We start from the raw sequence: 25628 nt of genomic DNA, 5'->3' as shown, positions 1-25628 counted from the left end.
GGTCATTCTCCTTAACGCAGACTGATGGTGGTATTCACACCGGCGCTTTCCTGATCATCTTCAAACCAGCGGCTGGTGATGGTTTTGGTCTGGGTATAGAACTGCACCGCCTGTTTGCCATACGGGCCTAAATCACCGAGTTTGGAGCCACGGGAACCGGTAAAACTGAAAAATGGTACCGGTACTGGAATTGGAATATTAATACCGACCTGACCAATATCAATCTGGTTCTGGAAAGTACGTGCGGTACTGCCGCTTTGGGTAAATAAGCCCACGCCATTACCAAACGGATTGGTATTAATCAGCTGAATAGCCTGTTCTAACGTATCGACATGAATGATGGCCAAGACCGGACCAAAGATTTCTTCCTTATAAATGCGCATCTCGGTCGTGACCTGATTAAAAATGGTCGGACCAACAAAATTGCCTTGCTCATAGCCGGCAACCTGCACCTCGCGGCCATCTAGCAGCAGTTCTGCACCCTGCTCGACACCACTGTTAATCAGGTCAATCACACGGGCTTTGGCACGGGTTGAGATGACCGGTCCGACATCGGTATTCGGTTCATGGCCAGCATTGACCTTTAAGGTTTTGGCTTTATTGACCAGCTCATCGACCCAATGCTTGCTTTCACCGACCATCACCGCCACAGACAGGGCCATACAGCGCTGACCGGCGGCGCCAAAGGCTGCACCAACCAAGGCATTTAAGGTCTGTTCTTTATCGGCATCCGGCATTACCACCACATGGTTTTTGGCGCCCATCATTGACTGTACCCGTTTGCCATGCTGGCCTGCCAGGTTATAGACATGGGTACCCACCGCCGTAGAACCGACAAAGGAAATGGCCTTGATATCAGAATGCGTACACAGCAGATCGACCACTTCTTTACCGCCATGCACCACATTCAGCACTCCGGCAGGAACACCGGCCTGCATCGCCAGCTCGACCAGCATCATGGTTGATAGCGGATCCTGCTCCGACGGCTTTAAGACAAAAGTATTGCCGCAGACAATGGCCATTGGGAACATCCACAACGGAATCATCGCAGGGAAATTAAACGGGGTAATTCCGGCACAGACACCTAAGGGTTGCTGCATGGTATAGGTATCCACCCCGCGCGCCACGCCTTCAATATACTCACCCATTTGCAGCGAACCGACCGAGCAGGCATGTTCCACCACTTCCAGGCCACGCTGAATATCACCTTCGGCATCTGCTAATGTTTTGCCCTGTTCAGCGGTCAGGACTTGTGCAATACTTTTTAAGTTTTGACGGATCAGCTCCTGCAGTTTCAGCATAATCCGCATACGGGCCTGAATAGGTGTTTCACGCCAGCTGGCAAAAGCCTGTTGGGCTGCGGCAATGGCGGCATTGACTTCTTCTGCAGTGGCAAACGGCACCTGACCCAGAACCTCCTGGGTAGCAGGATTGACAATATCTTGCCAATGACTGGTTCTGGAGTCGATAAATTCACCATTAATCAGCAGTTTTGCCGTGGTGAGGCCGGTATTCGAATGGGGATGATGAATCGCGTTCATGGTCGCTCCGTGCTGGTTTGTTATTGTCGTTTTATCTGCCTTTACTGGCTGTTTTTAACGTATTATTTTTACGCTGTTTCAGCAGACTAACAAAGAACACTTTTGGCACCAATAGAGATTGGCGCACGACGATTGTGCAAATTTGCACAGAGATTTAACAGGATGTTAAACATAAAATGAAAGTTGATTGGGATCACTTACGCTTTTTTCTGGTCTTGGCCCGGGCCAAAACCCTCACCAATGCTGCGCGCCTGATGGAAGTGGAACACAGCACCGTGGCACGGCGCATTCAGGCGCTGGAAAATACCTTGGGTACCCAGCTGTTTAAACGTGAAGCCAAAGGCTATGAGCTGACTGCGGAAGGTCTGGCACTGGTGCCCCGCGTCGAACAGATGGAACAGTCTTTTATCCAGATTGATAAACGCCATGACCCTTTACAAGGCCGGGTACGCATTGGTGCGCCGGAAGGTTTCGGGACGGCGTTTCTGGCCCGGCTGCTGGCGGAGTTTTCACAGCATTATCCTTCGCTGACTATTGACCTGATTCCGGTGCCAAAAACCATCAAACTTTCACATCGTGAGGCCGATATTGTCATTTCAATTGACCGGCCCAAATCCGGGCCTTATATCATTACCCGACTCTCAAATTACTGTTTAAAACTGTACGGCAGTCAAAGCTATTTACAGCAAAACCCACCAATTAGACAGCTGGAAGATCTGAAACAGCACCGATTTGTCGATTATATTGATGATCTGGTGTATAGCTCGGCGCTGTATTCGCTGGAACGTTTGCCGCTGCAAGTGACAGCTTGTTTTCGCAGTAACAGTATTCTGGCCCAGCAGATTGCGGTCAGTACCGGCGCCGGACTGGCAATTTTGCCGCGATTTCTGGTGCATGATAAACCCGATCTGCAAGAAGTTCTGGGCGATCAGGTCAGTTTTACCCATACCTTCTGGATGTTGACCCTAGTTGATTTACAGCATGAGCCGAAAATCAAACTGGTCTGGGATTTCCTGCGCAAACAGGCCGATGTGCAGCAGGCCCTGTTAATGGGCACTTAAAATCCTTTGCAGTATCTGGAGATTGACACATGCCGATACAGCAACTGAACGTATCACAACACTTAGCGCCCATTACGCTTGCTAAATTAACAGCCGATGAACCGAATAATATGAACCATTCAGGAAAATGATATGAAGATTCTCATCGTGCTGACCTCTCATGACCGTCTGGGTGATACAGGCAAACAGACCGGTTTCTGGCTGGAAGAACTGGCCGCCCCTTATTATGCTTTTGTTGATGCTGGCGCCGAGGTGACCTTGGCCTCTCCTAAAGGTGGTCAACCGCCTCTTGATCCCAAAAGTAATGAACCCGATGCTCAGACCAAAGCCACCGAGCGTTTTAAGGCGGATACCGCCGCCATGCAAGATCTGGCGCAGACACGCAAACTCAGTGAGGTGTCGATTGCCGATTTTGATGCCGTGTTTTATCCGGGCGGTCATGGACCCTTATGGGATTTGGCCGAAGACCCGGATTCTATCTCTTTGATTGAACAAACATTGCAAGCCAATAAACCGGTGGCGTTGGTCTGCCATGCGCCGGGAGTATTACGTCATGTCAAAGCACAGGATGGCCAACCATTGGTCAAAGGCAAGACTGTGACCGGTTTTAGTAATACAGAAGAAGATGCGGTTGGGCTGACCAATGTTGTGCCCTTTTTAGTTGAAGATATGCTGAAAGAATACGGCGGGCAATACTCAAAAGCCGAGGACTGGCAGGTGCATGTACAGCAAGATGGTTTGCTGATTACCGGACAGAATCCGGCCTCCTCAGAGGCGACCGCAGAAGCGTTATTGAAATTCTCGAAATAAGCATAGCCATCGTTTTTGTGCTTAATAGAAAACTCCTGAATGGATTATTCAGGAGTTTTTAAATTGTTCGGATTGAACAACTCTTGAAGAATGATGCCCACCGGTTCAAGCCAGCTGATGTCTAAACACTAAACATCAACGCCAAAGACAACAGCAAGCATAAAAATAACATAGCTGAAACCGCCTGCCAGAATCTAACAGGATTTTTATCCAGCAAGGAAGACTGAACCGGCTTTAAAAAATACCGGTTAGGATGCTTAAGATCATACAGAAATTCCGACAATACCTCATAGCGTTCATTTGGCATCAGGGCCAAGGCCTTATGCAAGGCTCCATCAATCCACACCGGAATATCTGGCCGATATTCTAAAATTGAATGATAACGCACCGTTTTTAGCTGTTTAAGCGTCTGACAACGCGCCAGTTCGGTGCCATAGGGTAACTGTTTGCTAAGTACATAATACAGTACCACGGCCAGTGAAAACTGGTCTGAACGGGTGGAAACCGGCCGCGAGCAAAAATATTCCGGCGCCATAAAGGCCAAGGTGCCCAAAGCCGCGGCATGTTGCGGCTGTGATTCGGAAATCCCCTTGACCAGGGTTGCACCAAAATCAATCAGTTTTAGCTCTAACTGTGCATTCAGCATGATATTTTCAGGGCGAATATCCTGATGCAGCATGTCCAGCCGGTGAAAAGCCTTCAAACCTTTAATGATCTGTTCCGTAATCTGGATGGCGGTTTCAAGCGCAATCGGCTGGCGCTGCTGATGCAGCCAGGTATTTAAGGTCTGGCCAGATAAATATTCATAGGTTTGAAAATAATAAGATTTACTGCGCTGATGCGGATAGGCCGCTAAAACTTGTGGATGCTGAATCCGTTTCGCCACCCACTCTTCCAGCAAAAAACGCTCCAGTGCCTGCACATCGTGGGTTAAATCCAGTGACGGAATTTTAATGACTAGTTGCTGCTGCCACGTCTCATCCCAAGCCAGATATAAACGGCTACGGTGGTTCTGGTGCAGCACGTTTTGAATCCGGTAGCCTTCAAACTGCTGACCTATGCTTAAATCCGGGGCCAGACTTAGCTGGTTGTGACTTGGCTGAAATTGTGACTGGGCCTGTTGTGGCAGCTGCTGTACCTGCACAATTTGCAGGGTTAAATTGTCAGGACTACCCTGCGCATCGGCCAGATGGACCAGCATTTCTGCTACCTGGTCAAGATCTAAAGTTTCGGGGCTGTGAAGTGCCTCGATAATTTGGCTGTCCGACAGATATTCATATACACCATCGGTCATCAACAGGAAAATATCATCCTGTGCCAACGGCAGACTCAAATAATCCACCTCTACTTTCTGCGCCACGCCCAAAGCCCGGCTTAAATAGCTTTCCCGGGAAGATAACCAGACCCGATGATCGACACTGAGCTGTTCCAGCTGTTGCTCACGCAAGCGGTAAATACGGGCATCACCAATATGAAACAGATGTACAGTTTCATGTTTGAATACCAGCGCGCTAAAAGTGCAGACATAGCCGCGGTCTTTATCGACACGGCTCTGACTTTGCTGGGTCTGGGCATAGAGCCAGGAATTGGTGGCACGAATCACCCGGTCGACCGAAGTTTTGACGCTCCAGGAATCGGGCGTCGAAAAGTAATCGGCCAGAAAACTGGACACAGCGGTTTCACTGGCGATATGACTGACATTGCTGCTGCTAATGCCATCGGCAATGGCGCAGGCAATGCCCTTTTGCTGTGCCAGATAGCCCTCCGGAACAGCCGAACCATGAAAATCCTGATTGCTCTCTTTGCGGCCGGCAGCACTATATTGCCCAAGCCGAATTTGAAGTGAAGTCTGGTGTGAAGATGGCAAAGTGGACATGCGCTGATCTCAACTGGCTGGAATCTTCCCTGATTCCTGAACTCATCCTGTGGGCTTAAAACTTAGAACTCGCGTTTTGGTGCAGTGCGGACATGCGTGGTGTAGAGTGCAAGACCAGTTAAAGCCAAACCACCTACCAGGTTCCCCAGCGCTACCGGTAACTCATTGTATGTTCTTCGTTTTTTCGCAAGAGATGCGATGGATGTCTGATTATTTGTAGTCATAAATTTAAGTCCCCACTTGTTTCTAAGTGGGGACTAAATTAAGGCTTATAGGATGAATTCAGAAGGTGTGTTCAGCGGACGCTTACATTAATACTATGTTGCAGTGCGACCGAAGCGATCGAGGTATTAGGATTTTTACAGGCATTGACAATACTGAGTTTGAATTCTTTGCTGTATGTTCTGCGTTTTTTAGCAACAGGAGGTGTTGCTGAATATATATCCATGTTCATGGATTAAGTCCCCACTTGTTTTTAGGTGGGAACTAAATTAAGGCTTATAGGATCGCTTGGTAAGGCTGTGTTAGCCGGATGCTTACTCATGTATATCGTTATTGATGAGATTTAATCTCAGACATGATGTTTTGAATGGATGCTTTATCGTGAATTTGCAAATGATCTCTGATGTAGACGAGTTTATCTATATTTTTTTGAAATACAACTTGTTGTTCAGGATCAGCTAATTTAGCCTGTCTACTCAATTTGAATATCAAGCTACAAATACTTTCTCTGACTATTTCATAGTCAACAATTTCTTTATATTCAATATCTTGTTGATCTAGTGAAGTCTTATCTAAATGATCTAAATTAAACTGAGTGAGCTGCATTATAATCTTAACCCAACCCTAATTTTGACTAATTTTCAATCAAAATCAGGGTTTCACTTATTTTTCTATCTAAATCTCTTTCGCTTTTATACGACAGATTTAGAAATTCAGATTTAAAGAAAAAGTTGCTGTACGTGGCGCACCTAAGAATAAATAATCATCGCCATAGAATTCACCTGCATCACGCCAGTATTTTTTGTTCAATAAATTATTGATATTGAAACGTAACTGCGCATCGGTTGTATTTAACTTAAATTGATAAGCAGCGCCTAAATCAAAGACGCTATAACCACTCACTTTTGCAGTACCTTGTTTATTGGCATATTTGCTCGAACTATACTGACCACCCGCAAGTACTCTAAAACCTTCAATAGTCGGTACTTGATAAGTCAGATGCGTTGCAAAACGAATTTTAGGTACATTTTGCGCTTGATGATTGCCATATTCAACCGCTTCAACATCATCCAAACGAGCTCTAGTCAATGCTAAAGATGAGCTAAGTGCTAAATAATCGCTTAATTCTCCACTTAGTCCTAATTCTAAGCCTAGACTGTGTTGCTCACCTTCTTGAACAAAATAACGCTTATCTGAGATCGGCTTAGAGTATTGATTGTCTTGACGTAAATCAAAAATAGCTGCCGTCAATAAAAAGTTATGAATCTGTTGTTTTAAGCCAATTTCATATTGTTCAGAATGGATAGGTGCTAATGTATCTGCACTATTTTCTGCAAACCAAGGTGCAGTTTTTCCATCTGACAGCCCTTTTGCATAAGAAGCATACACAGTTGTTGATTCCGTTGGGCTATAACTTACTGCAAATTGTGGTAGAAATTTGCCTAAATCCGTATCACGGACTTGTTCGGTTTCATTATAAGCTTGCTCATCAAGCTCGATCCATTTCCCGCCCATCAAAGTAGACCATTGCTCATTCCATTCAATGCGATCTATAACCGTAAAAGCAGTTTGCTTACTATCCAAAGCTTTAAAATAAGGACCAAGATCTCCTTCTTCACGAATCCTATCATAGCTATCTTGGTAAATATTACCTACATAATCTGTTGAATTTACGTATTGATATATACCTGTGTAGTGATGTCTAGATTTATCTGTTTGAGTCAAATCAAAACTAAGATGATGCTTTGCCCAATCGGTATTGACCAAGCCATCTAACTTTATTTTAAATTGATTGGTTTTAAATGTGTCATTTGGGTTTTGGTAGTCATAAAGGTCATATTCTCCCTGCGCACCAAATGTGTTGCACGAATATGCTTCCAAACATCCATCTCGGTAATAACCAAAAGGAAATATTGAATAATCATCCACTTTAGATTTGCTATGCGAGGCAACCAATCCTAAATTCCAGTCATCATTAAACGTATAGTTGTATTTTAAACTGCTATTTAGGCTGTCAATTGTGACAGGCTTGCCCCAACTTTGGTAACCCAGCAAACGCTCCCATTTCACGTTTTGTGGTACTTTGCCATCAAGTAATTGATAACCTGGTACAGATTTTTGTTCTGAGCGCTGTGCTTCAAGATCAAACTCGAATTTGGATTGTGCTGTAGCTTTCCAGTCCAGTGCTAATGCCGCCAAATAACGCTCACCATCTACATGATCGACATAAGAATCAATCTGTTCATTGACTAAATTTATGCGATAGCCAAATTGTTGATCTTTCCCCCAAAATCCTCCCACATCCCCTGCGACTGCAAACTGCCCATGTTCATCTGCAGAAAAGTTAAGTGCCTGAATATCTTTAGGTCGCTTAGTGACATAATTGACCACGCCGCCCGGTGTAGACATACCACTTTGAATTGCAGAAATACCCTTTAAAATTTCCACACGTTCTTTATTTTCAAGTGCGACGTTTTGTTCACCACGTATCACATTGCCATTCACTAAATAACTTGATGCTAAATCGAGTGCAAAGCCACGTGATACAAAGTTGGGATAGTAACCAATCGCAGCATAACCATCGCCCACAGACGCATCATTTTTAATGACATCACTCAATACTCGTGCTTGTTGATCGGCAATTACATCTGCAGTGACAACAGAAATAGAGGCAGGTGCTTTTTGTAGACGATCTGTGCCTAAACCTTCAATTTTTACTGTAGAGCTAAAGTACGGCGTTGATTCATCGGCTGTAATGACAATCGTATCGAGCTGTTGCACACCATTTTCAGCATAAACCAGAGGTGTCAAACAAAGCGGTGACAGAATGATAGTTTTTAAAGACGCAGTTAATACATTCTGTTTGCATTTACGATTGTACATACGAAACCTTGCATAAAAATGGGTGGTGATGCTTGAGGCATTTGATAGGCGCAGATTATGACAATTCGCGTTGAATTAATCGAGTTAAAGTCTGGGTAAATTGCTGCCCTTGTTCTGAATAAAACCAATCTACATGCCCAATAATCCAATCATAATAAGCCGCATCTGCATGTTTTAGGTTTTTGGTAATTCCAATAAAATACTCAAGCTCTGAAAATGCAAAATCCAAATGTACGATTTTGAGCAGTTCGGGCAAAATGCTAAAGTCTTGTTGTGGATGCTGTTCGGCAAAATAAGCCTGTAAAAATGCACTCAAACCCGCTTCATCAATCTTTAGTTGTGATGTATGTGCTAAGGCTAGCCAATCTACAAAGTTACGCTCAATCGTTATGGCAAGGTCATAAAGCGCTGAATTTCGATCTGACAAGCCAAAATCAATCACTGCTGTAATATCAGCATTGGCACTTTGGGCAGACCAAAACAGATTGGAAGCATGTAAGTCATTATGCGTCCAAATTTTAGCAGTATGTTGCATTACATGCTTAATCTTGTGATGCGTCTGAAATATGCGCTCTAAAAAAACAGTATCTAAGTTTTTATCGGCAAAATAACGACTCAATTCAGGACTATTTTCAATACGTTGTTGAATAGCCATTACAATATTTTCACTTTCTAAAAGCTGCTGATTCGATACCAAATAATGGGCCGATCTGCCGTGTGACTCAGGAAAATCCTGCATGGCGATATGCAGTTTAGCAAGTAAACTTCCAACTTTGGCTGCATGCTCGGTATAGAAAAAAGGAGTCCAAGATTGCTGATCGACATATAAATCAAAGCCTACTGCTTTTTCATAGACCTCATACGTCCAACCCCCCATCTCTAAAGCTGTCAGGCCGCAATTTGAGGCAATCAATGTGGCAACTGGAATGTCTTTACTGGCTAAATGTTGCAGGAAGGCATGCTCTTGCAAAATATCTTGAGCATTGCGAAATGAACGATGGCTACGCTTAATGAAATATGAGTGAAGATTTATTTGACCCGTGTTAGATAAAACCTGCGTAACTTCAACCAGTACCGCAGAAGAAAATGGACGTGGACTACACCACAGAATTTGAACGTTACCTTGCAAACGTGGGTAATGCAGTTGCAGGCGGTGTAATTCTGGAACTGTAATATGGGCCCAATCTTTATTTTCCCAGTCGCTCCCCATGCCATGACCTAAATCATGCGTGATTGTGGTCATTTGAGATATTCCTAAACCTGATCAGCATTGTGCAATCGTATATTCCCTATAATCCATCCAAAATAACTACTTTTAGATGGATGCACTCCAAATTAATTCACGATCTTTGCCTGCTGCAAGCGTAAATTGACGTCGTCTATAATCTGATCTAAACCAGTGTCATAAGCCGCTTCACTCACAAAAGACACCATATTTTGCGTGACTTGCGGTAAATTGTAATCTGCATACCATGACAATGAGTTCACCTCTATTTCACGCTCACCTTGTAAAATCACAAATCTTTTTTGCATCCAAGCCTGTAAATTTTCACCCGTATAAGCATCATAGAAAATAATATCGGTCAGATAAAAATCTTTCATCATATAAGAATAGGTCACACTATTTTCTTCAGGCTCATAATTAAAAAAAGGTGTTGTGGTGAGATGAAATTCAACTAAAAATTGACGTTTTAAACGATGATTTTGGTATTCCGCTCTGACTTTGATCGGACAACTGATCTGTGCAAAGTCAATTTCATGTTCGGAGTTTTGTTTAAAATATTCAGCCAAAGAGAACACCTGATGTTTAATGAAATCCTGCATTAAAAACTCAGGTTCAAGTTGTGAATTGATTAATCCCAACAGTAAAGATTCAACTTCTTCTTTCGTTAAATAAATGTCTTCAACAATATGCATACTCATCTCTAAATTTACTGCTGCGATAGAAAAATCCTAACGGAAAGCCCTATGTTTGTATAGCTATGCAAAAGTAGAGTTCATTTCTATTCAGTGGCGAATCACCTAATCAGATTGAATCTTGATCACAATTTCAGTTATGCTATCAACACATCAAATTTCACTTCAAACACGCCTTGTTGCGTAGGAGTCATCTCATGTCCAAGAAGTTACCTATTTACTTCTCTGATGCTGCTTGGTCGTCATTACAAAAAATTATGGGTACTGAAGGCAAGCCTAGCCCAACCTTAAACTCCATTCTAGAGCAGATGGAACTGCTGAATAAACAAGACTTTCAGCCTGTTTGCAAACGTACCGTTTTACCGCTTCCAGTTGCCGTCGAATCCATTCCTGCAGGCTTTCCCTCTCCTGCCCAAGACTATATTGATAAAAATATTGATCTGAATGAGTATCTAATTTCCAATGAAAATGCGACCTTTTTAAATGTGGTACGCACCACATCTATGATTAATGCCGGGCTTGAATACGGCGATATTGTATTGGTAGATCGCAGCAAAGAAGCCAAACACCGCAGCATTGTAGTGGCCCTAATTGACCAAAAAGACTTAACCATTAAACGCTTGATGATTACCGCCAAAATGTCCAAAAGTGAGTTGGTGGAACATTTTGGTGAAGACTACGACCCTGCTACTTTGCCTAATGCTTGGCTCAAAGCTGAAAGCCCTGACTATGACAGTATTTATTTGAAAGATGGGCAAACGTTTGAAGTCTTTGCCGTGGTGACTTGGAACTTAAAAAACCTGATGGCTTAAACCCGCACACCATAATAAAAGCCAAATAAGCAGAATATTCATGAAACCTTTAAAGCAAATTTTTGCGCTCATTGACATCAATAATTGTTATGTGAGCTGTGAACGGCTGTTTCAACCACATCTGAATCATCGTCCTGTGGTGGTTTTGTCCAATAACGATGGTTGTGTGGTGTCACGTTCAGAAGAAGCCAAACAACTTGGTATAAAAATGGCTGTGCCTTTCTATCAAATTCAAGAGCAGATCAAACAACACAATATTGCCGTGTTTTCGAGTAACTATGCTCTCTATGCAGAAATGTCCAGACGTTTTAATAATACGATTCAACAGTTTGTTAGTGCCAAAGACATTGAAATTTATTCAATTGATGAAACCTTTATTGAACTGAGTTCGTATTCTCAAACCGATTTAAATGAATTGGCACAAGAAATTAAAGCAACTTTATGGAAATGGCTGGCTTTGCCTGTCTGTGTGGGTATCGGTCATAGTAAAACGGAAGCAAAACTGGCCAATCATATTGCCAAGAAAAATAGCTATTTCAACGGCGTGTGCAATTTAATAGATATGGATTTATGTAGCAAAGAAGCCTTACTTCAACTCATTGATGTTGATGAAGTCTGGGGCGTGGGCCGAAAACTTGCAAAAAAACTGCATGCTTTAAAGATTCATTCTGTATTTGATTTAGCGATCAGTGATCCTGAACACATGGAACGTAAATTTTCAATTTTAATGAAAAAAACCATATTGGAGCTAACAGGTACGCCGTGTATTGAACTGGAACAAACCACAGCCAGTAAACAGCAAATCATCAGCTCACGTTCTTTTGGACAACGAGTCACCGACATTCATGCACTTTCGGAAGCACTGAGCGATTATTTACAATCTGCTGTGCAAAGGCTTAGAGCAGAAAAAAGCTTATGTTCCTGTATGATTATTTTTGCGCAATCCAGTCGTTTTGATCAGCGCCAAGCTTTTTACAATCAATCGGTGACCATTGCCTTTAATGAGCCAACAGATTCTGCCTTAATCATGAACAAAGCCATCATGAAGCATATCTCTACCCTATTTCAGGAAGGTATTGCCTTTAAAAAGTGTGGTGTGATTCTAACAGGAATTGAACCCAAACAAGGCTATATTCACGACTTGCTTGCAGATACAGAGCAGATTGAAAAGCAAGAACACTTACAACAAGTGCTAGATAGCGTTAAAAATAAATTTGGCACACAAAAACTGGCCATTGGCGCATGTAAATTACAAAACCGTACATGGGCTATGAATCGCAGCAAGCTAAGTCCTAATTATTTTAGCTTGGAAGGCTTATTGGCACTTGGCGATTAGTGCTTTTTTAGTAGTTATCTGTTTTGTCTTTGATAGTGTCTAGATCTGCTTCAGTTGTACAGAAAAGATATTCATAAAACTGCTCATCCAAACAAACATCTTTTTGCGATGCTTATTTAGATGAGCGTATTGGCTTAAGCAAGATTAGCCTTTGTTTAGTCCGACAAACTTAGCACGTGCTTTATGCAGTTTTTTATAGCTTTCAATCAAACGTAAGTGACGATCTAAGCCTTCAAGTTGCATATTGGTTTCAGTTAAACCATAGAAACGTACTGTGCCTTCAACTGAGCCCATGACTGCATCCATACGTTCATTACCAAACATACGGCGGAAATTAACTGCATAATCGGCAATATCCATTTCATCATCTAAAATGACTTCAAGCACGACATTCATACATTGATAGAACAAGCCACGTTCTACGGTATTGGTGTTGTATTGTAAAAATGCTTCAACCAAATCTTTAGCTTCTTCAAACTGTTCTAATGCTAGATAAATCAACAACTTTAATTCAAGGATGGTCAGTTGTCCCCAAACTGTATTGTCATCAAACTCAATACCTATCAGGGTTTTAATTTCTGTATAGTCATCCAGCTCACATTCTTCCAAACGCTCAACCAAGGCTTCGAGTTGGGCGTCATCCAAACGGTGTAAATTCAAAATATCTTCACGGTAAAGTAAGGCTTTATTGGTATTATCCCAAATCAAGTCCTCCACCAAATACACTTCTGAATAATCTGGCACTAAAATTCGGCAAGCAGTAGCACCTAAGTGTTCATATACCGCCATATAGGATTCTTTGCCTAAATCTTCCAGAATCGCAAATAAAGCCTCAGCTTCTTCTACGTTGCTGTATTGACCATTGTTGGTGAAATCCCACTCCACAAACTCAAAATCTGCCTGCGCACTAAAGAAACGCCAAGACACCACACCACTTGAGTCAATGAAATGTTCAACATAGTTATTTGGCTCTGTAACTGCATTGCTGCTAAACGTTGGTTGTGGCAAGTCATTCAGACCTTCAAAACTGCGCCCTTGCAATAACTCGGTCAAGCTACGCTCTAAAGCCACTTTAAAATTAGGATGTGCACCAAACGAAGCAAATACACCGCCTGTACGTGGGTTCATTAAGGTCACACACATTACTGGGAACTGACCACCCAATGAAGCATCTTTGACTAATACTGGGAAACCTTGCTCTTCTAGCGCCTGAATGCCGGCCACAATACTAGGGTACTTTGCCAATACTTCTTGCGGCACATCAGGCAGGCTCATTTCTTCCTGAATAATTTCACGCTTCACTGCACGTTCAAAAATTTCAGATAGGCACTGCACCTGAGCCTCTGCAAGCGTGTTGCCTGCACTCATCCCATTACTTAAATACAGGTTTTCAATCAAATTCGATGGAAAATATACGGTCTCGCCATCTGACTGACGGACAAAAGGCAATGAACAAATACCACGTTCGGTATTGCCTGAGTTGGTGTCATATAAATGCGTACCAAGCAATTCATCTTCAGGGTCATAAATTTCTAGGCAATATTCATCTAAAACTTCTGCAGGTAATTCACCATTTGGCCCAGGTTTAAACCATTTTTCATTGGGATAATGTACAAACTCAGCATTGGCAATTTCTTCACCCCAAAATTGGTCGTTATAGAAGAAGTTGCAGTTCAGACGTTCAATAAATTCACCCAATGCAGAGGCAAGTGCACTTTCTTTGGTTGCCCCTTTCCCATTGGTAAAACACATTGGCGATTGTGCATCACGGATATGCAATGACCAGACATTCGGTACAATATTACGCCATGAAGCGATCTCAATTTTCATGCCTAAACCTGCCAGAATACCTGACATATTGGCAATGGTTTCTTCTAAAGGTAAATCCTTGCCGGCAATATACGTGGCTTGAGCTGAAGTCAGGTTCGGCATCAATAAAGCCTGTGCATCGGCATCAATACTTTCGACTTGCTCAATCACAAACTCAGGACCAGTCTGTACCACTTTTTTAACGGTACAACGATCAATGGAGCGTAAAATACCCTGACGGTCTTTTTCAGAAATATCTGCAGGTAATTCCACCTGAATTTTAAAAATTTGTTTATAACGGTTTTCAGGATCGACAATATTGTTTTGTGATAAACGAATGTTATCAGTCGGAATATCACGTGACTGGCAATAGACTTTTACAAAATACGCTGCACATAAAGCAGAAGATGCCAGAAAGTAATCAAATGGTCCTGGTGCAGAGCCATCGCCTTTATAACGAATAGGCTGATCGGCAATTACCGTAAAATCGTCAAATTTGGCTTCAAGACGAAGATTGTCAAGATAATTGACTTTAATTTCCATGCTGGCACACCTAGCGCTGTATGTGCCTGAGCAGACACACAATTTTTAAAAATTGATTTATAAGCCGAATCACGGAGGAGAAATTGACTTAAACAATGCGGATGGGAGTTATAAATTAATACTGTACGACCCTACAGTGAACTCCCGAATATGCGCAACATTATAAAGAGATTTATAACAATTGGTAATGCTGTAGATGTAGTTTTACTAGATTTAAGCTCAGGCTGCATTTTAATATATATAAACATAATATATTTAAATATATGGTATATTATATTCATAATCTATGCTGCTAGATGGTGAAACAACATGAAATATACCGAACTCACTGCTGAAATTTCTTCAAATATCAAATCTATGAAAGAGCAATCTCCAGATTTGCTCAAAAACTTCAACGCACTGTCTCAAGTTGCCATGAAAGACGGCGTAATTGATGCCAAAACCAAAGAATTTATTGCCCTTGCTATTGGTGTTGCGCAATGCTGTGATGGTTGCATTGGTTTTCACGTCAAAACCTTGGTCAAAATGGGCATGACTTTTGAAGAACTGAATGAAATTTTAGGTATTGCTGTTTATATGGGTGGTGGTCCATCGCTGATGTATGCTGCGAACGCTGTAGCTGCTTTTAAAGAGTTTTCCCCATCTACTGCCGAGTAACCTTATCTAAGTATTTAAGCTGAGTTAAAACTATGTCAAATATCCATAATGAATGGGATGAACGCTACAGCCAACATGATCATATTTATGGTGAACAAGCCAATGCCTTCATTCAGGAGATTACACAAAAGCTGCCAATTCAAGGCAAAACTTTGGGCTTAGCCGAAGGTGAAGGACGTAACTTGTTATATTTGGCTGCGTTAGCACAAACGAAGGGACAAACTTTTGAAGCAGATTTGTGGGACTATTCACAAGTTGCTTTAGATAAAGCCCAAGGCTATGCCCAGCAACGTGGTCTAAGTCTGAATACCCAGAAGCAAGATTTAAGTCAGGTAAATTGGCAAGCCAATCAATATGACAACATGATATGTGTATTTGGCCACTTTAACCCTGAAACACAGCAAAAAGTGTTAAATGGCGTGCGTGAAACATTGGTCAACGGCGGTTTATTTGTAGGTGAACTGTACTCAACCAGTCAGCTGGAATATAAAACGGGCGGCCCACGTGCAGTAGAAATGCTGTACGATCCTATCCAGTTTTTAAACCATTTCAAACATGATCATCTGATTCATTTCTTTGTGGGCGATGTAGAACGCTCAGAAGGCAAACTGCATCAGGGCAAATCTCATGTGATTCAATTTGCGATTCGTATTCAGAAATAAAAGTCTGAATCTTTAAATAAAAAAGGCTTGCTCCAATTCAATTAGAGTTCTTTTATAAATCCTCTTTAAGTCCCTAGCTCAGCCCTCATCCTCTTGCGGAATGTATTCCTCATCCCGCAGGGAGAAGGGACTTTCAATATCAATATTTTGCTTAGGTATTTTAAAAATCACTCAAACATATCTTTTAAAGATTTAGGCATCCCTTGTACGGACTGCAATTCGCCCTGTTTATTTTTCCAAAGTACAACAGGTGTGGCAAATAGTTCGTATCTATCCATCAACGCCTGATTCTGTTCTAAAGTTCTTTCAACATGCACAGGCACATTTTTTTGTTCAATTAATTTCTTTTGACCGTATTGACGATGAAATTCATTAAAGGTCTGCTGTGGATTTTTCGCCATCAACAAGGTGGCTGCCTGCCCTTTGCTTTCAGGGCGAATCACTGCCACAATTATGTGTCTCAGCTGAACTTTGCCAGACTCTACCCACGGACGTGCCTGTTTCCAAAAGCTATGGCAATACGGACAATTTGGGTCTGAAAACACATAAATAATTTTTTCAGCACTGGTTTGACCATCCTGAATCCACGTTGCATGCTCCAGACTTTGCCACACATCTTCTAGTACCGACTTTTTTACATAGCGATCCAAAGCATCCACCGTTAAATTATTGCCTTGAGCATCAAACAAAGTACCCACAATATAGTATTTCTGATCGTTGGAAATAAACACCGTTGCAGGGCTTTGCTCAATATGCCCTGCCCAACCTGTCATTTGTGCAGGTGCCTGAATTTGCTGCACAAACTTAAAACCCTCTTTTTCAATGTGCTGTTTTAAGTTGTCTTGTGCCTGCAGCATACCCACACTACCAGCCAGACTCATGCCTATCGCCAGTTTCAACATGTTGTTGGTTAAAATAGATGTCATATTTACGGTCCTTGATTTTGGATTCACGGCGGTTTTTCTTTGAAATAGGTAAAATCGTCTTTATGGGTTTGTTTGTATCTTGTTTAGGTAATGCTGCAGCATCGGTTTGGTCAATTCGCCCATGTGATGGTCGACTAATTCACCTTGTGCATTAAAAAATAAGGTGCTTGGTAAACCAAACATATTAAAGTGTTGCCCTAATGCACCTGCAGGGTCTAACAACAAATGTTCAAACCGAAACTGATGTTTCTGCAAATAGGCTTGAATCTCTACTGCGGACTCTCCTTGATTGGCAAATACAAAATTGATTTCAGGAAAATCTTGCTGTGCTTGTTGCATCACAGGCATTTCACGGTGACAAGTCGGACACCACGTTGCCCATAAGTTAATGACTGTTGGCTGACCTGAAAACTGGGCTAAATCTTGTGGTTGTTGCTGCAAGTTATGCAGTACCAGATTTGGATAAGCATGCTGTGTTTGCAACGGTTGAATCAAACTCCAACCTAATGCCTGTACTGCAATAAATAGCGCTACTGCCCATGCCAAAACCACACGCTGAATGCTACGGTTTTTCCAAACAAACCACGCCACACCTGCCACGACTGCAGCAATCAGATGAAAGCCTTTGTCCTGAATTTTTAAAATATCAATCGGGTTAGCAAAATACAGCTCATAATGCTGCAATACAAAAACGGTCCGCCCAACTAAGGCACCTATCCAAAGTGCATTCCACAATGCATCCTGATAGCGTGCCCAAGTTTGTACATCCCATGTATAACGGCGCTGAAAAAATTTGCCGACAATAAAGACTACAACTAGCCCCAATAGCAGAAAAACCAATGGCCATGGAATCATAAATACACCTAAATGCAAGGCTGCAGTTTGAATCATGGGCTAACCTCAGACAATTGGTGAATATTCTGAATCAGTTGTGGAGCATTAAATGTACCTGTTAAACGCAAGTCACGCTGTTCTTGCTGTTGTGCGCCTAAAAACAGCATAGTTGGTGGGCCTAAAATTTGCCATTTTTTCAATAAGGCATCTTGTGAAGGATGCTGCTCAGTTAAATCAAGCTTAATCCGCACTACATTTTTAAGCGCATCCTGCACATCAGTACGTGGAATCACATCACGCTCAATGGGCTGACACGCCACACACCAATCTGCATAGACATCAATCACAATATTTTGATTGGCGTATGCTGCCAATGCTGCATTCAGCTCTTGTTCAGTTTGTACCTTTATCCAGTTTTGCAATTGACTGGCCTGTACCTGCGCATTGACACTGGCAATACTCTGATTAACATGCCAAATTCCACTGCTGGCAATCACGGCAGACAACGCCAATAATGAAAAACGATGTGGGCGATGCATCACATGGCGCAAAATTGCAATCAGGTACGCAGCAAAGGCAAATAACACCACAGCAAAAGCAACATAGTACCAAGTGGTTGCCAGTAAAGGACGGGCGAAATATAAGGCCATCGCCAACATAATAAAGCCAAAGCTAAATTTTAGACGTTCCATCCACAAACCTGGTTTTGGTAAGTATTTGGCACCAAAAATGCTCGCAATCAGTAAAGGAATTCCCATACCTAAACCCAGCAGGAATAGATATAAACCACCCAATGCTGCTTGATCCAAATGCGACACATACAACAAGGCACCTGCCAAAGGCGCACTCATACATGGCCCAACAATTAGTGCAGAAATAACACCCATAACTGCTGCACTGAATAAAGTGCCGCCTTTTTGATATTGCTGAATTCGGTCTAAACGCTGCAACACTGCTTGTGGTAATGACAATTGATACAAGCCGAACAGGTTTAAAGCAAACACCACAAATAGCATGGCAAAAACTGCAATTACCACAGGGTTTTGAAACCAGCGCTGTACGCTATAGCCAATTTGAGATGCGACAACGCCCATAACACCATAGACCAATGCCATACTCACCACAAAAGTGATCGCAATTGCTGCAGCTTTATAGCCAGTGTTGCGCTGCACCAAAATTCCAGAAAGAATTGGAATGAGTGGTAATGAACATGGTAAAAAAGCCAGTAATACTCCAAAACCTAAAAATATAAAGGCATTTAGCAATAATCCTTGCCCTGACAATAAATTCAAGAAAAATTGATCATTGTTCCATTGCTGATTCAGACTGCTACTGCTTGCTGTTTCAGTATTCGTTGAGTTGGCAGTTGCATCTGTCGTATTTGAGTTTTCAAACACTACAACACCAGAAGGCTTCGCATCCTCAACTGTGTCGATCACGCCATTTGTATTTGTAGTATTTTGTTCAGCAACGGCATTTTCCCCCTCAGTCTGCGGTGTCTTTGCTGTTGCTTTCTGATCTTGTTGGAGTGCTTTTGTCGTCTCTGTATTTAAAGCAGCCTTTTCTTGTTTTTGAGTATTGGTTGAGGTTTGACTTTTATCTGTATCGGCAGGGTGACTATTTAACGTGGCTTGGTTATTTTGACTCAATTGCTGAAGCAAATTTCCTTTAGCTGAACTCAAATTATGCTGTGGCAATAAGCCATCGGCATCGGTTTGAATGCTTTGACGCTGTATGGGATAGCACAAACCATCTTCAGCACAACCTTGCCATGTAATTTGATACTGCTGATTGGGCTTGACCTGAATTTGTGTAGTCACTTGCCCATAATGCACACGTGTTAATCCAAAAGTTGGATCATCTTTTTCTTGCCCTGCAGGCAATTTAAAGCTGAATGGCTTTTGTGCTTGGCTGACTTTGAATTGATCGTGATATAAATAATAATGCGGTGCAACATCCCATTTTAATTCAACCGTTTGTTCAGACAAGGAAGTCGCCTGAAACTTAAACGCCTGATCGGGCGCTAAAAATTCATTGGCAGCATTGGCCCACACTGCACACAGGCTCAAAATAAAAAAAGCAATGACTCGAACAAATACCATGCGTTTATACTAAATATTAAAAAACTGTCTGTATTATCGTGAAGTGTAGATTAAGAGAACATTAACAAAGATTTTTCTTTGTAAACTATAAGCACAGCATGGGAGCAAATATGTTCGTTGTTTTGGTGGAAGATGATCCTTATATTGCCCAAGGTATTGTGGCAGCACTCGAATATTTAAGTATTTCAGTCGAGCATGTCAGTACTGCACGCGATGCCGACTATTTAATTCGTAACAGTGCTGTAGACTTGTGCCTGCTCGATTTAGGACTACCCGACCAAGATGGCTTACAGTTACTCGAAAACTGGCGTAAAAATGGCATACATTTACCAGTGCTGGTCTTAACAGCGCGTGATCATACCCAAGACTGCGTACAAGCTTTGAATTTAGGTGCAGATGACTATTTGACTAAACCTTTTGAACTGAATGAACTGATTGCTCGTGTTTATGCACTCAGCCGCCGTCACCGTGGTTATTCGTCTAACCAGTTGCAAAGCGGTCATTTAAATATCAATTTGGATACTCAGGAAGTACATTGGCATGATCAAGCGATTCCTTTGTCACGCCGTGAATATAGTTTGTTGGAAACTTTCTTGCGGCATCCGAACCAAATCTTAAAAAATGAAGAACTGATTGATAAAGTCTATGGTTTTCAAGACAGCATCGAAAGTAATGCCTTAAACGTCCATATTTATCATTTACGGCATAAAATCCACCCCGATTTTATTCAGACGATACGCGGGGTTGGCTACATTTTTAAACCTGAGTTGCTGACATGAAAAACTACAGCCTGAAGTGGCGTTTGGTTTCTACCATTAGCTGTGCTTTTATTCTGCTGTGGGTGATTGTCTTTGCATGGCTATACCATGACTTAGAACAGCGTTTACAAAATACGCTTGATGAACGGCTGTCTACCTCAGCGCGTATGGTCGCCCGCTTAATTCAGCAACTCCCCCTTCAGCAACTTACAGAAAGTTTACATGCAGAATCTGAAAATGCACTGCTGCACAGTTTAATCGCCTGTGAAGTGTCCATTTTCCGTGCTGATATTTCACTCCCTCAACACGTCATTGCACGTACTCAAGGCGCACCAAAAAATTTGCGCAATCAACAGGTTGGTTTTAGTACTTGGCAAGAAAATGGACTGCAATGGCGCAGTTATGTACTACGTGAAGGTAAAGTGCAAGTGGTGGTTGCCGAAAAAATTGAGTTACGCCAAAACCTACTCAAACAAATTTTACAATCTGTGCTGATTCCCTTACTGCTTACTTTAATTATTTGTATTTTACTGATTTTATGGATTATTCGCCTAGAATTCCTGCCACTAGATCAAATGACCCGACATTTAATTCAGAAAAAACAGTCTTTAGATGAGGCCTCACGTTATTTGATTGAATTGAAATCACAAAAAATTCCGAAAGAGATTCAACCTTTTGTAGATAACTTATTGATGTTGATTGAACGTCTGCATAAAAGTCTAGAACATGAGAAAAACTTTAGTGCATTTGCTGCCCATGAACTGCGCACGCCGTTGACTGCTATTAAGACCCATGTGCAACTCAGCCAGTTAATGTTGAATCAGAGTACATCACCATCTGACAGGGCTAAAGTAATCGACAATTTGAAACATGCAGAACACAGCATTCAGCGCTATCAACAACTATTGGAGCAATTGTTATTGCTCAGCCAAACTGAAGCAGGAGTGCAATTATCCAAAACACCATCCGCTCTTCATCAAGTTTTAAAGACTGTAATCAGTGAATTAGATAGCGCGTATCCACATGCCTCGCAACAACTACAAATTGACTGGTCAAGCTTAATGCAGCAGATTGAAATTCCTACAACTGCCCTGCACATGGTACTTAAAAACCTGATTCAGAATGCATACATACACACGCAAGACACGCCAAGCATCCACATCTATATGCAAGGTAAGCAATTGTTCATTACTGATTTAGGTAAAAACTTAAGTGAAGAAGACCTGAGCGTTTTAGCACAGCGCTTTTGGCGAAAATCGGCACATCAACAAGGTTATGGCTTGGGCTTAACATTGGTGAAAGTCTTATTGGAACAATACGGCTATAGTATCGACTTTGAGCTAAACCAACCACAAGGTTTAAAAGTGATTGTCAATTTTGATACATCACCTTCTACAGCAGAGATTCAGCAAGTAGGCTAAGTATTTGTGGGCTTTCACAACAAAAAACACCTGTTTTATGATCAGATCATTTAACTTTTGCCAATACCAAACCCTTTGCTCAAGTTTGCTTCAGAGACATTTTTAGGGTTATTTTTGAAAGAAAAGGTCAATGCCTTCTAAAATTTTCTCAATGATGAAAATACTGCAAACTTTTTAACAAAACAGCATTGGCAGGCAAAACTAGCTTAAATATTCATCGTCTTTCTAAGATGAGATGCAACGCTGTATTTTTACCCCACATGAATGTACAGGCATTTAGTTCAGGGATTAGATTTTAAGAGTCATCCTTTACTCATTTACTTTGGCTATTAAACCGACAAGGCATCCTTCAAGCTATATCCGTCAAGGCAAGTTCATCTACTTCACCTTAGAAAGACATACAAACACAATTCACACTCTATTCTATTTAAAGTGATGTTTTATTTAAATAAAGTTAATATTTTTTTAAGTGACAGAAACAGAAATTATCTCTTAGTACATACATGGCAGATTGTATGATGATTCAAGCATGTATCAAGTTATAGACTAAGGCTTAGACCACACTTAACTTTGAGCGACATGAAAAAGCCAAGCAAGTACATTTTATAAACTGCATTGAAATATCATGCTATAAAGAAAAATGGTTTGCATGCTTGTTGTTTTCTGGCTTTGGCATTCCTGATCAATCTAGCTTAAGCGATTCACTTGATCAGCAGTTACAGAAAACAAATGAATAGATTTTGTCAGTTGTTTTAGAATATTAAAATCAGCAAAAAAAACTAAAAATGTAATTTTTTAACATTGCGAATTCCCTGCAAAGTTTTCATTATAGAGCCTCATTTTGGCACACGCTTTCTACGTCAAATTAAACAAATTACAAAAAAAATGTGGAATTTTATGCCATAATTAGCAAACTTTGCAGACATCTTGCAAAGTATTATTGCAATTATTTATTGGAGCAAGCGGAATGAGTTCGACCATTTTGGTTATTCATGGACCGAATCTAAATTTGCTAGGAAAGCGTGAACCCGAAGTTTATGGTTACCTCACTCTTGAGGATATAAATCAACAGCTCATTTCACAAGCGCAAAAAGCATCAATTTCTCTCGATACTTTCCAAAGTAATTGGGAAGGCGCAATTGTAGACCGAATTCACCAAGCCGCGTTAGATGGCACACAATATATCATTATTAACCCAGCCGCATTGACACATACCTCTGTTGCGGTACGTGATGCATTACTGGGTGTTGCAATTCCCTTTATTGAAGTTCATTTGTCAAATGTGCATGCACGTGAGGCATTTAGACATCATTCATATTTATCAGACAAAGCCATTGGAGTGATTTGTGGTTTAGGCGCTAAAGGCTATGCCGCAGCACTCGACTTTGTTCTTGAAAAAATTCAACCTACTACACAATCTTAAACTAGGAATACTGTCCATGGATATTCGTAAAATCAAGAAACTCATCGACTTGATGATTGAATCTGACTTACAAGCGATTGAAGTTAAAGAAGGCGATCAGTCGATTGCATTAACTCGTCGCAGTCCAGTAGTAGCGGCAGCAGTTCCTGCGATGCCTGTTCCTGCAGCAGATGTACCATCAGCACCAAAATCTTCACCACGTGGTGCAGTTGAAACTTCACCAATGGTTGGTGTGTTCTATGCAGCGCCAAGCCCAGGTGAATCACCTTTTGTTAAAATTGGTCAAACTGTATCTGCAGGCGAAACATTGGGCATCATTGAAGCAATGAAAATCATGAACCCAATTGAAGCAACCCAAAGCGGTGTGATTGAAGAAATTTTAGTTAAAAATGGCGAAGTGATTCAATTTGGTCAACCACTCTTCCGCTACCGCGCTTAAGACCACGGGGATTCACAATGTTGCAAAAAGTTTTAATTGCAAACCGTGGTGAGATTGCCCTACGCATCACCCGAGCTTGCAAAACTTTAGGAATCAAAACCGTTGGTATCTATTCCGATGCCGACAAAGACCTGATGCACTTACGCTTTTGTGATGAAGCAGTGTGTATTGGTGCAGGTGCAAGCAGTGAAAGCTACCTCAACATTCCTGCCATTATTACAGCAGCAGAAATTACAGGTGCAGACGCGATTCACCCAGGTTATGGCTTCCTTGCCGAAAATGCTGAATTTGCTGAAATTGTAGAAAGTTCAGGTTTTATTTTCATTGGTCCACGCCCTGAGCACATTCGCTTAATGGGTAACAAAGTGTCTGCAATTACTGCAATGCGTAAAGCAGGTGTACCAACAGTGCCAGGTTCGGCACATGCAGTCACACCACACAATGCTTTAGCTGAAGCCAAAGAAATTGGTTTCCCGCTCATTGTAAAAGCTGCTGCTGGTGGTGGTGGTCGTGGTATGCGTATTGTAGAGCGCGTAGACACCCTACTTGAATCAGTTCAGGCTGCTCAGCGTGATGCAGAAATGTGGTTTGGTGATGACACGGTCTATATGGAGCGTTTCTTACAAAAGCCGCGTCACGTAGAAGTACAAGTATTGGCTGATGGTAATGGTCATGCCATTCACCTATATGACCGTGACTGTTCTTTACAACGCCGTCACCAAAAAGTGTTGGAAGAAGCACCAGCACCGAACTTACCAGAACAAGCACGCGCCGATATTTTAGAAGCCTGTGTAAATGCATGTAAGTTGATGCAATACCGTGGTGCAGGTACGTTTGAGTTCTTATTTGAAGATGATGAATACTTCTTCATTGAAATGAATACACGTGTTCAAGTTGAGCACCCTGTGACTGAAATGGTAACAGGCATCGACATTATCGAACAACAATTGCGTATTGCCGCAGGTCTAGGCTTAGAAATTGAGCAAGACCAAGTTGAAATTCGTGGTCATGCTATTGAATGCCGTATTAACGCAGAAGACCCAACGACCTTCTTGCCTTCACCAGGTAAAATTGAACACTTCTATGCGCCAGGCGGTGCAGGTGTACGTGTAGATTCACATATCTATCCTGGTTATAGCATTCCACCGTATTACGATTCGATGATTGCTAAACTGATTGTGCATGGTAAAGACCGTGAAACCAGCATTGCGCGTATGCGTCAAGCTTTGGATGAAACGATCCTTACAGGTATTAAAACCAACATTCCTTTGCACAAAGACCTAATTTTGCAAGATAAAAAATTCTGCAAACAAGCAATGGATATTCACTACCTTGAAAAGCATTTGCTCAAGCAACTTGCGGGTAATGAAGAAGAAAAAGCATAAGAAATTTAAATTTCTTATGTTCAAAAAAGGGCTGATTACTAAAAATCAGCCCTTTTTTATTCAGTCGAATATTGATTGATCGGATTATTCCAAATTCAGCCTAAAGAGTAATTAACTATAACTAAAAATATAGGCAAATATTTGCATAAGTGCTCATTTTGTCTATGTCGATTCAGTAGTGGCAAGGTGGGTATTTATTAGAGATTTAAAT

At 41.7% G+C, this 25628-nt stretch carries 21 protein-coding genes and 2 pseudogenes; 11 read left to right on the top strand and 12 right to left on the bottom strand.

Annotated features, from left to right (window positions below; genetic code table 11):
* Positions 1-11: 11 nt before the first annotated feature.
* Positions 12-1541, bottom strand: coding sequence for a CoA-acylating methylmalonate-semialdehyde dehydrogenase (locus HHA42_RS07400; RefSeq protein WP_168418666.1), 1530 nt, complete (start codon positions 1539-1541; stop codon positions 12-14).
* Positions 1542-1717: 176 nt separating this feature from the next.
* Between HHA42_RS07400 and HHA42_RS07395 the strand changes: the two genes are divergently transcribed.
* Both HHA42_RS07395 and HHA42_RS07390 read left to right on the top strand, forming a co-directional pair.
* Complete coding sequence (locus HHA42_RS07395; RefSeq protein ID WP_104471333.1) at positions 1718-2602, top strand: LysR family transcriptional regulator; 885 nt, start codon at positions 1718-1720, stop codon at positions 2600-2602.
* Between the two features lie 132 nt (positions 2603-2734).
* Positions 2735-3412: a type 1 glutamine amidotransferase domain-containing protein gene (locus HHA42_RS07390; protein ID WP_168418665.1), complete on the top strand. Its 678-nt coding sequence runs from the start codon at positions 2735-2737 to the stop codon at positions 3410-3412.
* Positions 3413-3533: 121 nt separating this feature from the next.
* On the opposite strand, the gene HHA42_RS07385 is transcribed toward HHA42_RS07390, so the two are convergent.
* The 7 genes and pseudogenes from HHA42_RS07385 to HHA42_RS07355 form a co-directional block, all read right to left on the bottom strand.
* Positions 3534-5288 carry a bifunctional protein-serine/threonine kinase/phosphatase gene (locus HHA42_RS07385; RefSeq protein WP_168418664.1) on the bottom strand — a complete coding sequence of 585 codons (1755 nt, stop codon included), beginning with the start codon at positions 5286-5288 and terminating at the stop codon, positions 3534-3536.
* Between the two features lie 62 nt (positions 5289-5350).
* Positions 5351-5458: pseudogene (locus tag HHA42_RS07380) on the bottom strand (formate/nitrite transporter family protein); the annotation flags it as partial.
* A gap of 134 nt (positions 5459-5592) precedes the next feature.
* Positions 5593-5742, bottom strand: a pseudogene (locus HHA42_RS07375) (transposase); the annotation flags it as partial.
* 98 nt (positions 5743-5840) lie between these two features.
* Positions 5841-6116 (bottom strand): hypothetical protein, encoded by a 276-nt coding sequence (locus tag HHA42_RS07370; protein ID WP_168461656.1) that lies wholly within the window; start codon positions 6114-6116, stop codon positions 5841-5843.
* Between the two features lie 99 nt (positions 6117-6215).
* Positions 6216-8393 carry a TonB-dependent siderophore receptor gene (locus HHA42_RS07365; protein WP_168526014.1) on the bottom strand — a complete coding sequence of 726 codons (2178 nt, stop codon included), beginning with the start codon at positions 8391-8393 and terminating at the stop codon, positions 6216-6218.
* Positions 8394-8448: 55 nt separating this feature from the next.
* Positions 8449-9636, bottom strand: coding sequence for a phosphotransferase (locus tag HHA42_RS07360; protein WP_168526012.1), 1188 nt, complete (start codon positions 9634-9636; stop codon positions 8449-8451).
* 92 nt (positions 9637-9728) lie between these two features.
* Positions 9729-10310, bottom strand: a complete 582-nt coding sequence (locus HHA42_RS07355; protein WP_168419301.1) for a hypothetical protein — start codon at positions 10308-10310, stop codon at positions 9729-9731.
* 197 nt (positions 10311-10507) lie between these two features.
* Here HHA42_RS07355 and umuD point away from each other — a divergent pair, with 197 nt between their 5' ends.
* Positions 10508-11122, top strand: a complete 615-nt coding sequence (umuD, locus tag HHA42_RS07350) for a translesion error-prone DNA polymerase V autoproteolytic subunit (protein ID WP_168526010.1) — start codon at positions 10508-10510, stop codon at positions 11120-11122.
* Positions 11123-11162: 40 nt separating this feature from the next.
* Positions 11163-12458, top strand: coding sequence for a Y-family DNA polymerase (locus HHA42_RS07345; protein ID WP_168526008.1), 1296 nt, complete (start codon positions 11163-11165; stop codon positions 12456-12458).
* Between the two features lie 144 nt (positions 12459-12602).
* Here the strand turns inward: HHA42_RS07345 and HHA42_RS07340 are convergent, their stop codons facing one another.
* Complete coding sequence (locus HHA42_RS07340; protein ID WP_168526006.1) at positions 12603-14810, bottom strand: OsmC domain/YcaO domain-containing protein; 2208 nt, start codon at positions 14808-14810, stop codon at positions 12603-12605.
* 309 nt (positions 14811-15119) lie between these two features.
* On the opposite strand from HHA42_RS07340, the gene HHA42_RS07335 reads away from it, so the two are divergent.
* Positions 15120-15467 (top strand): carboxymuconolactone decarboxylase family protein, encoded by a 348-nt coding sequence (locus HHA42_RS07335; protein ID WP_168526004.1) that lies wholly within the window; start codon positions 15120-15122, stop codon positions 15465-15467.
* Between the two features lie 32 nt (positions 15468-15499).
* Positions 15500-16129: a class I SAM-dependent methyltransferase gene (locus HHA42_RS07330; RefSeq protein WP_168526002.1), complete on the top strand. Its 630-nt coding sequence runs from the start codon at positions 15500-15502 to the stop codon at positions 16127-16129.
* Between the two features lie 167 nt (positions 16130-16296).
* Here the strand turns inward: HHA42_RS07330 and dsbG are convergent, their stop codons facing one another.
* The 3 genes from dsbG to dsbD are packed head-to-tail and all read right to left on the bottom strand — an operon-like array spanning position 16297 to position 19991.
* Positions 16297-17055 carry a thiol:disulfide interchange protein DsbG gene (gene dsbG, locus HHA42_RS07325; protein WP_168525999.1) on the bottom strand — a complete coding sequence of 253 codons (759 nt, stop codon included), beginning with the start codon at positions 17053-17055 and terminating at the stop codon, positions 16297-16299.
* A gap of 60 nt (positions 17056-17115) precedes the next feature.
* Positions 17116-17946, bottom strand: coding sequence for a TlpA disulfide reductase family protein (locus HHA42_RS07320; RefSeq protein ID WP_168525997.1), 831 nt, complete (start codon positions 17944-17946; stop codon positions 17116-17118).
* Complete coding sequence (gene dsbD / locus HHA42_RS07315; protein ID WP_168419293.1) at positions 17943-19991, bottom strand: protein-disulfide reductase DsbD; 2049 nt, start codon at positions 19989-19991, stop codon at positions 17943-17945. The genes HHA42_RS07320 and dsbD overlap by 4 nt, the downstream gene beginning before the upstream one ends.
* A 110-nt stretch (positions 19992-20101) precedes the next feature.
* Here dsbD and HHA42_RS07310 point away from each other — a divergent pair, with 110 nt between their 5' ends.
* From HHA42_RS07310 to accC, 5 genes are all read left to right on the top strand, one after another.
* Positions 20102-20770, top strand: coding sequence for a response regulator transcription factor (locus HHA42_RS07310; RefSeq protein ID WP_168419292.1), 669 nt, complete (start codon positions 20102-20104; stop codon positions 20768-20770).
* The gene (locus HHA42_RS07305; protein WP_168525995.1) at positions 20767-22170 is read left to right on the top strand and encodes an ATP-binding protein; all 1404 of its coding nucleotides are present in this window, start codon (positions 20767-20769) and stop codon (positions 22168-22170) included. The genes HHA42_RS07310 and HHA42_RS07305 overlap by 4 nt, the downstream gene beginning before the upstream one ends.
* Before the next feature lie 967 nt (positions 22171-23137).
* Positions 23138-23593 (top strand): type II 3-dehydroquinate dehydratase, encoded by a 456-nt coding sequence (gene aroQ / locus HHA42_RS07300; RefSeq protein ID WP_075175225.1) that lies wholly within the window; start codon positions 23138-23140, stop codon positions 23591-23593.
* Between the two features lie 16 nt (positions 23594-23609).
* Positions 23610-24032: an acetyl-CoA carboxylase biotin carboxyl carrier protein gene (gene accB, locus HHA42_RS07295; protein WP_075175224.1), complete on the top strand. Its 423-nt coding sequence runs from the start codon at positions 23610-23612 to the stop codon at positions 24030-24032.
* A gap of 17 nt (positions 24033-24049) precedes the next feature.
* Positions 24050-25417, top strand: a complete 1368-nt coding sequence (accC, locus tag HHA42_RS07290) for an acetyl-CoA carboxylase biotin carboxylase subunit (RefSeq protein ID WP_168419289.1) — start codon at positions 24050-24052, stop codon at positions 25415-25417.
* Positions 25418-25628 lie beyond the last annotated feature (211 nt).

This window comes from Acinetobacter sp. A3, from assembly GCF_012371415.1.
Taxonomy (GTDB): domain Bacteria; phylum Pseudomonadota; class Gammaproteobacteria; order Pseudomonadales; family Moraxellaceae; genus Acinetobacter.
The sequence above is the reverse complement of the archived record's forward strand: the minus strand, read 5'-3'. Positions and strand labels throughout refer to the sequence as shown.

Coding starts and splice junctions, on each gene's coding strand:
- HHA42_RS07400 (WP_168418666.1), bottom strand. CDS start 1,541: ATGAACGCGATTCATCATCCCCATTCGAATACCGGCCTCACCACGGCA.
- HHA42_RS07395 (WP_104471333.1), top strand. CDS start 1,718: ATGAAAGTTGATTGGGATCACTTACGCTTTTTTCTGGTCTTGGCCCGG.
- HHA42_RS07390 (WP_168418665.1), top strand. CDS start 2,735: ATGAAGATTCTCATCGTGCTGACCTCTCATGACCGTCTGGGTGATACA.
- HHA42_RS07385 (WP_168418664.1), bottom strand. CDS start 5,288: ATGTCCACTTTGCCATCTTCACACCAGACTTCACTTCAAATTCGGCTT.
- HHA42_RS07370 (WP_168461656.1), bottom strand. CDS start 6,116: ATGCAGCTCACTCAGTTTAATTTAGATCATTTAGATAAGACTTCACTA.
- HHA42_RS07365 (WP_168526014.1), bottom strand. CDS start 8,393: ATGTACAATCGTAAATGCAAACAGAATGTATTAACTGCGTCTTTAAAA.
- HHA42_RS07360 (WP_168526012.1), bottom strand. CDS start 9,636: ATGACCACAATCACGCATGATTTAGGTCATGGCATGGGGAGCGACTGG.
- HHA42_RS07355 (WP_168419301.1), bottom strand. CDS start 10,310: ATGCATATTGTTGAAGACATTTATTTAACGAAAGAAGAAGTTGAATCT.
- umuD (WP_168526010.1), top strand. CDS start 10,508: ATGTCCAAGAAGTTACCTATTTACTTCTCTGATGCTGCTTGGTCGTCA.
- HHA42_RS07345 (WP_168526008.1), top strand. CDS start 11,163: ATGAAACCTTTAAAGCAAATTTTTGCGCTCATTGACATCAATAATTGT.
- HHA42_RS07340 (WP_168526006.1), bottom strand. CDS start 14,810: ATGGAAATTAAAGTCAATTATCTTGACAATCTTCGTCTTGAAGCCAAA.
- HHA42_RS07335 (WP_168526004.1), top strand. CDS start 15,120: ATGAAATATACCGAACTCACTGCTGAAATTTCTTCAAATATCAAATCT.
- HHA42_RS07330 (WP_168526002.1), top strand. CDS start 15,500: ATGTCAAATATCCATAATGAATGGGATGAACGCTACAGCCAACATGAT.
- dsbG (WP_168525999.1), bottom strand. CDS start 17,055: ATGACATCTATTTTAACCAACAACATGTTGAAACTGGCGATAGGCATG.
- HHA42_RS07320 (WP_168525997.1), bottom strand. CDS start 17,946: ATGATTCAAACTGCAGCCTTGCATTTAGGTGTATTTATGATTCCATGG.
- dsbD (WP_168419293.1), bottom strand. CDS start 19,991: ATGGTATTTGTTCGAGTCATTGCTTTTTTTATTTTGAGCCTGTGTGCA.
- HHA42_RS07310 (WP_168419292.1), top strand. CDS start 20,102: ATGTTCGTTGTTTTGGTGGAAGATGATCCTTATATTGCCCAAGGTATT.
- HHA42_RS07305 (WP_168525995.1), top strand. CDS start 20,767: ATGAAAAACTACAGCCTGAAGTGGCGTTTGGTTTCTACCATTAGCTGT.
- aroQ (WP_075175225.1), top strand. CDS start 23,138: ATGAGTTCGACCATTTTGGTTATTCATGGACCGAATCTAAATTTGCTA.
- accB (WP_075175224.1), top strand. CDS start 23,610: ATGGATATTCGTAAAATCAAGAAACTCATCGACTTGATGATTGAATCT.
- accC (WP_168419289.1), top strand. CDS start 24,050: ATGTTGCAAAAAGTTTTAATTGCAAACCGTGGTGAGATTGCCCTACGC.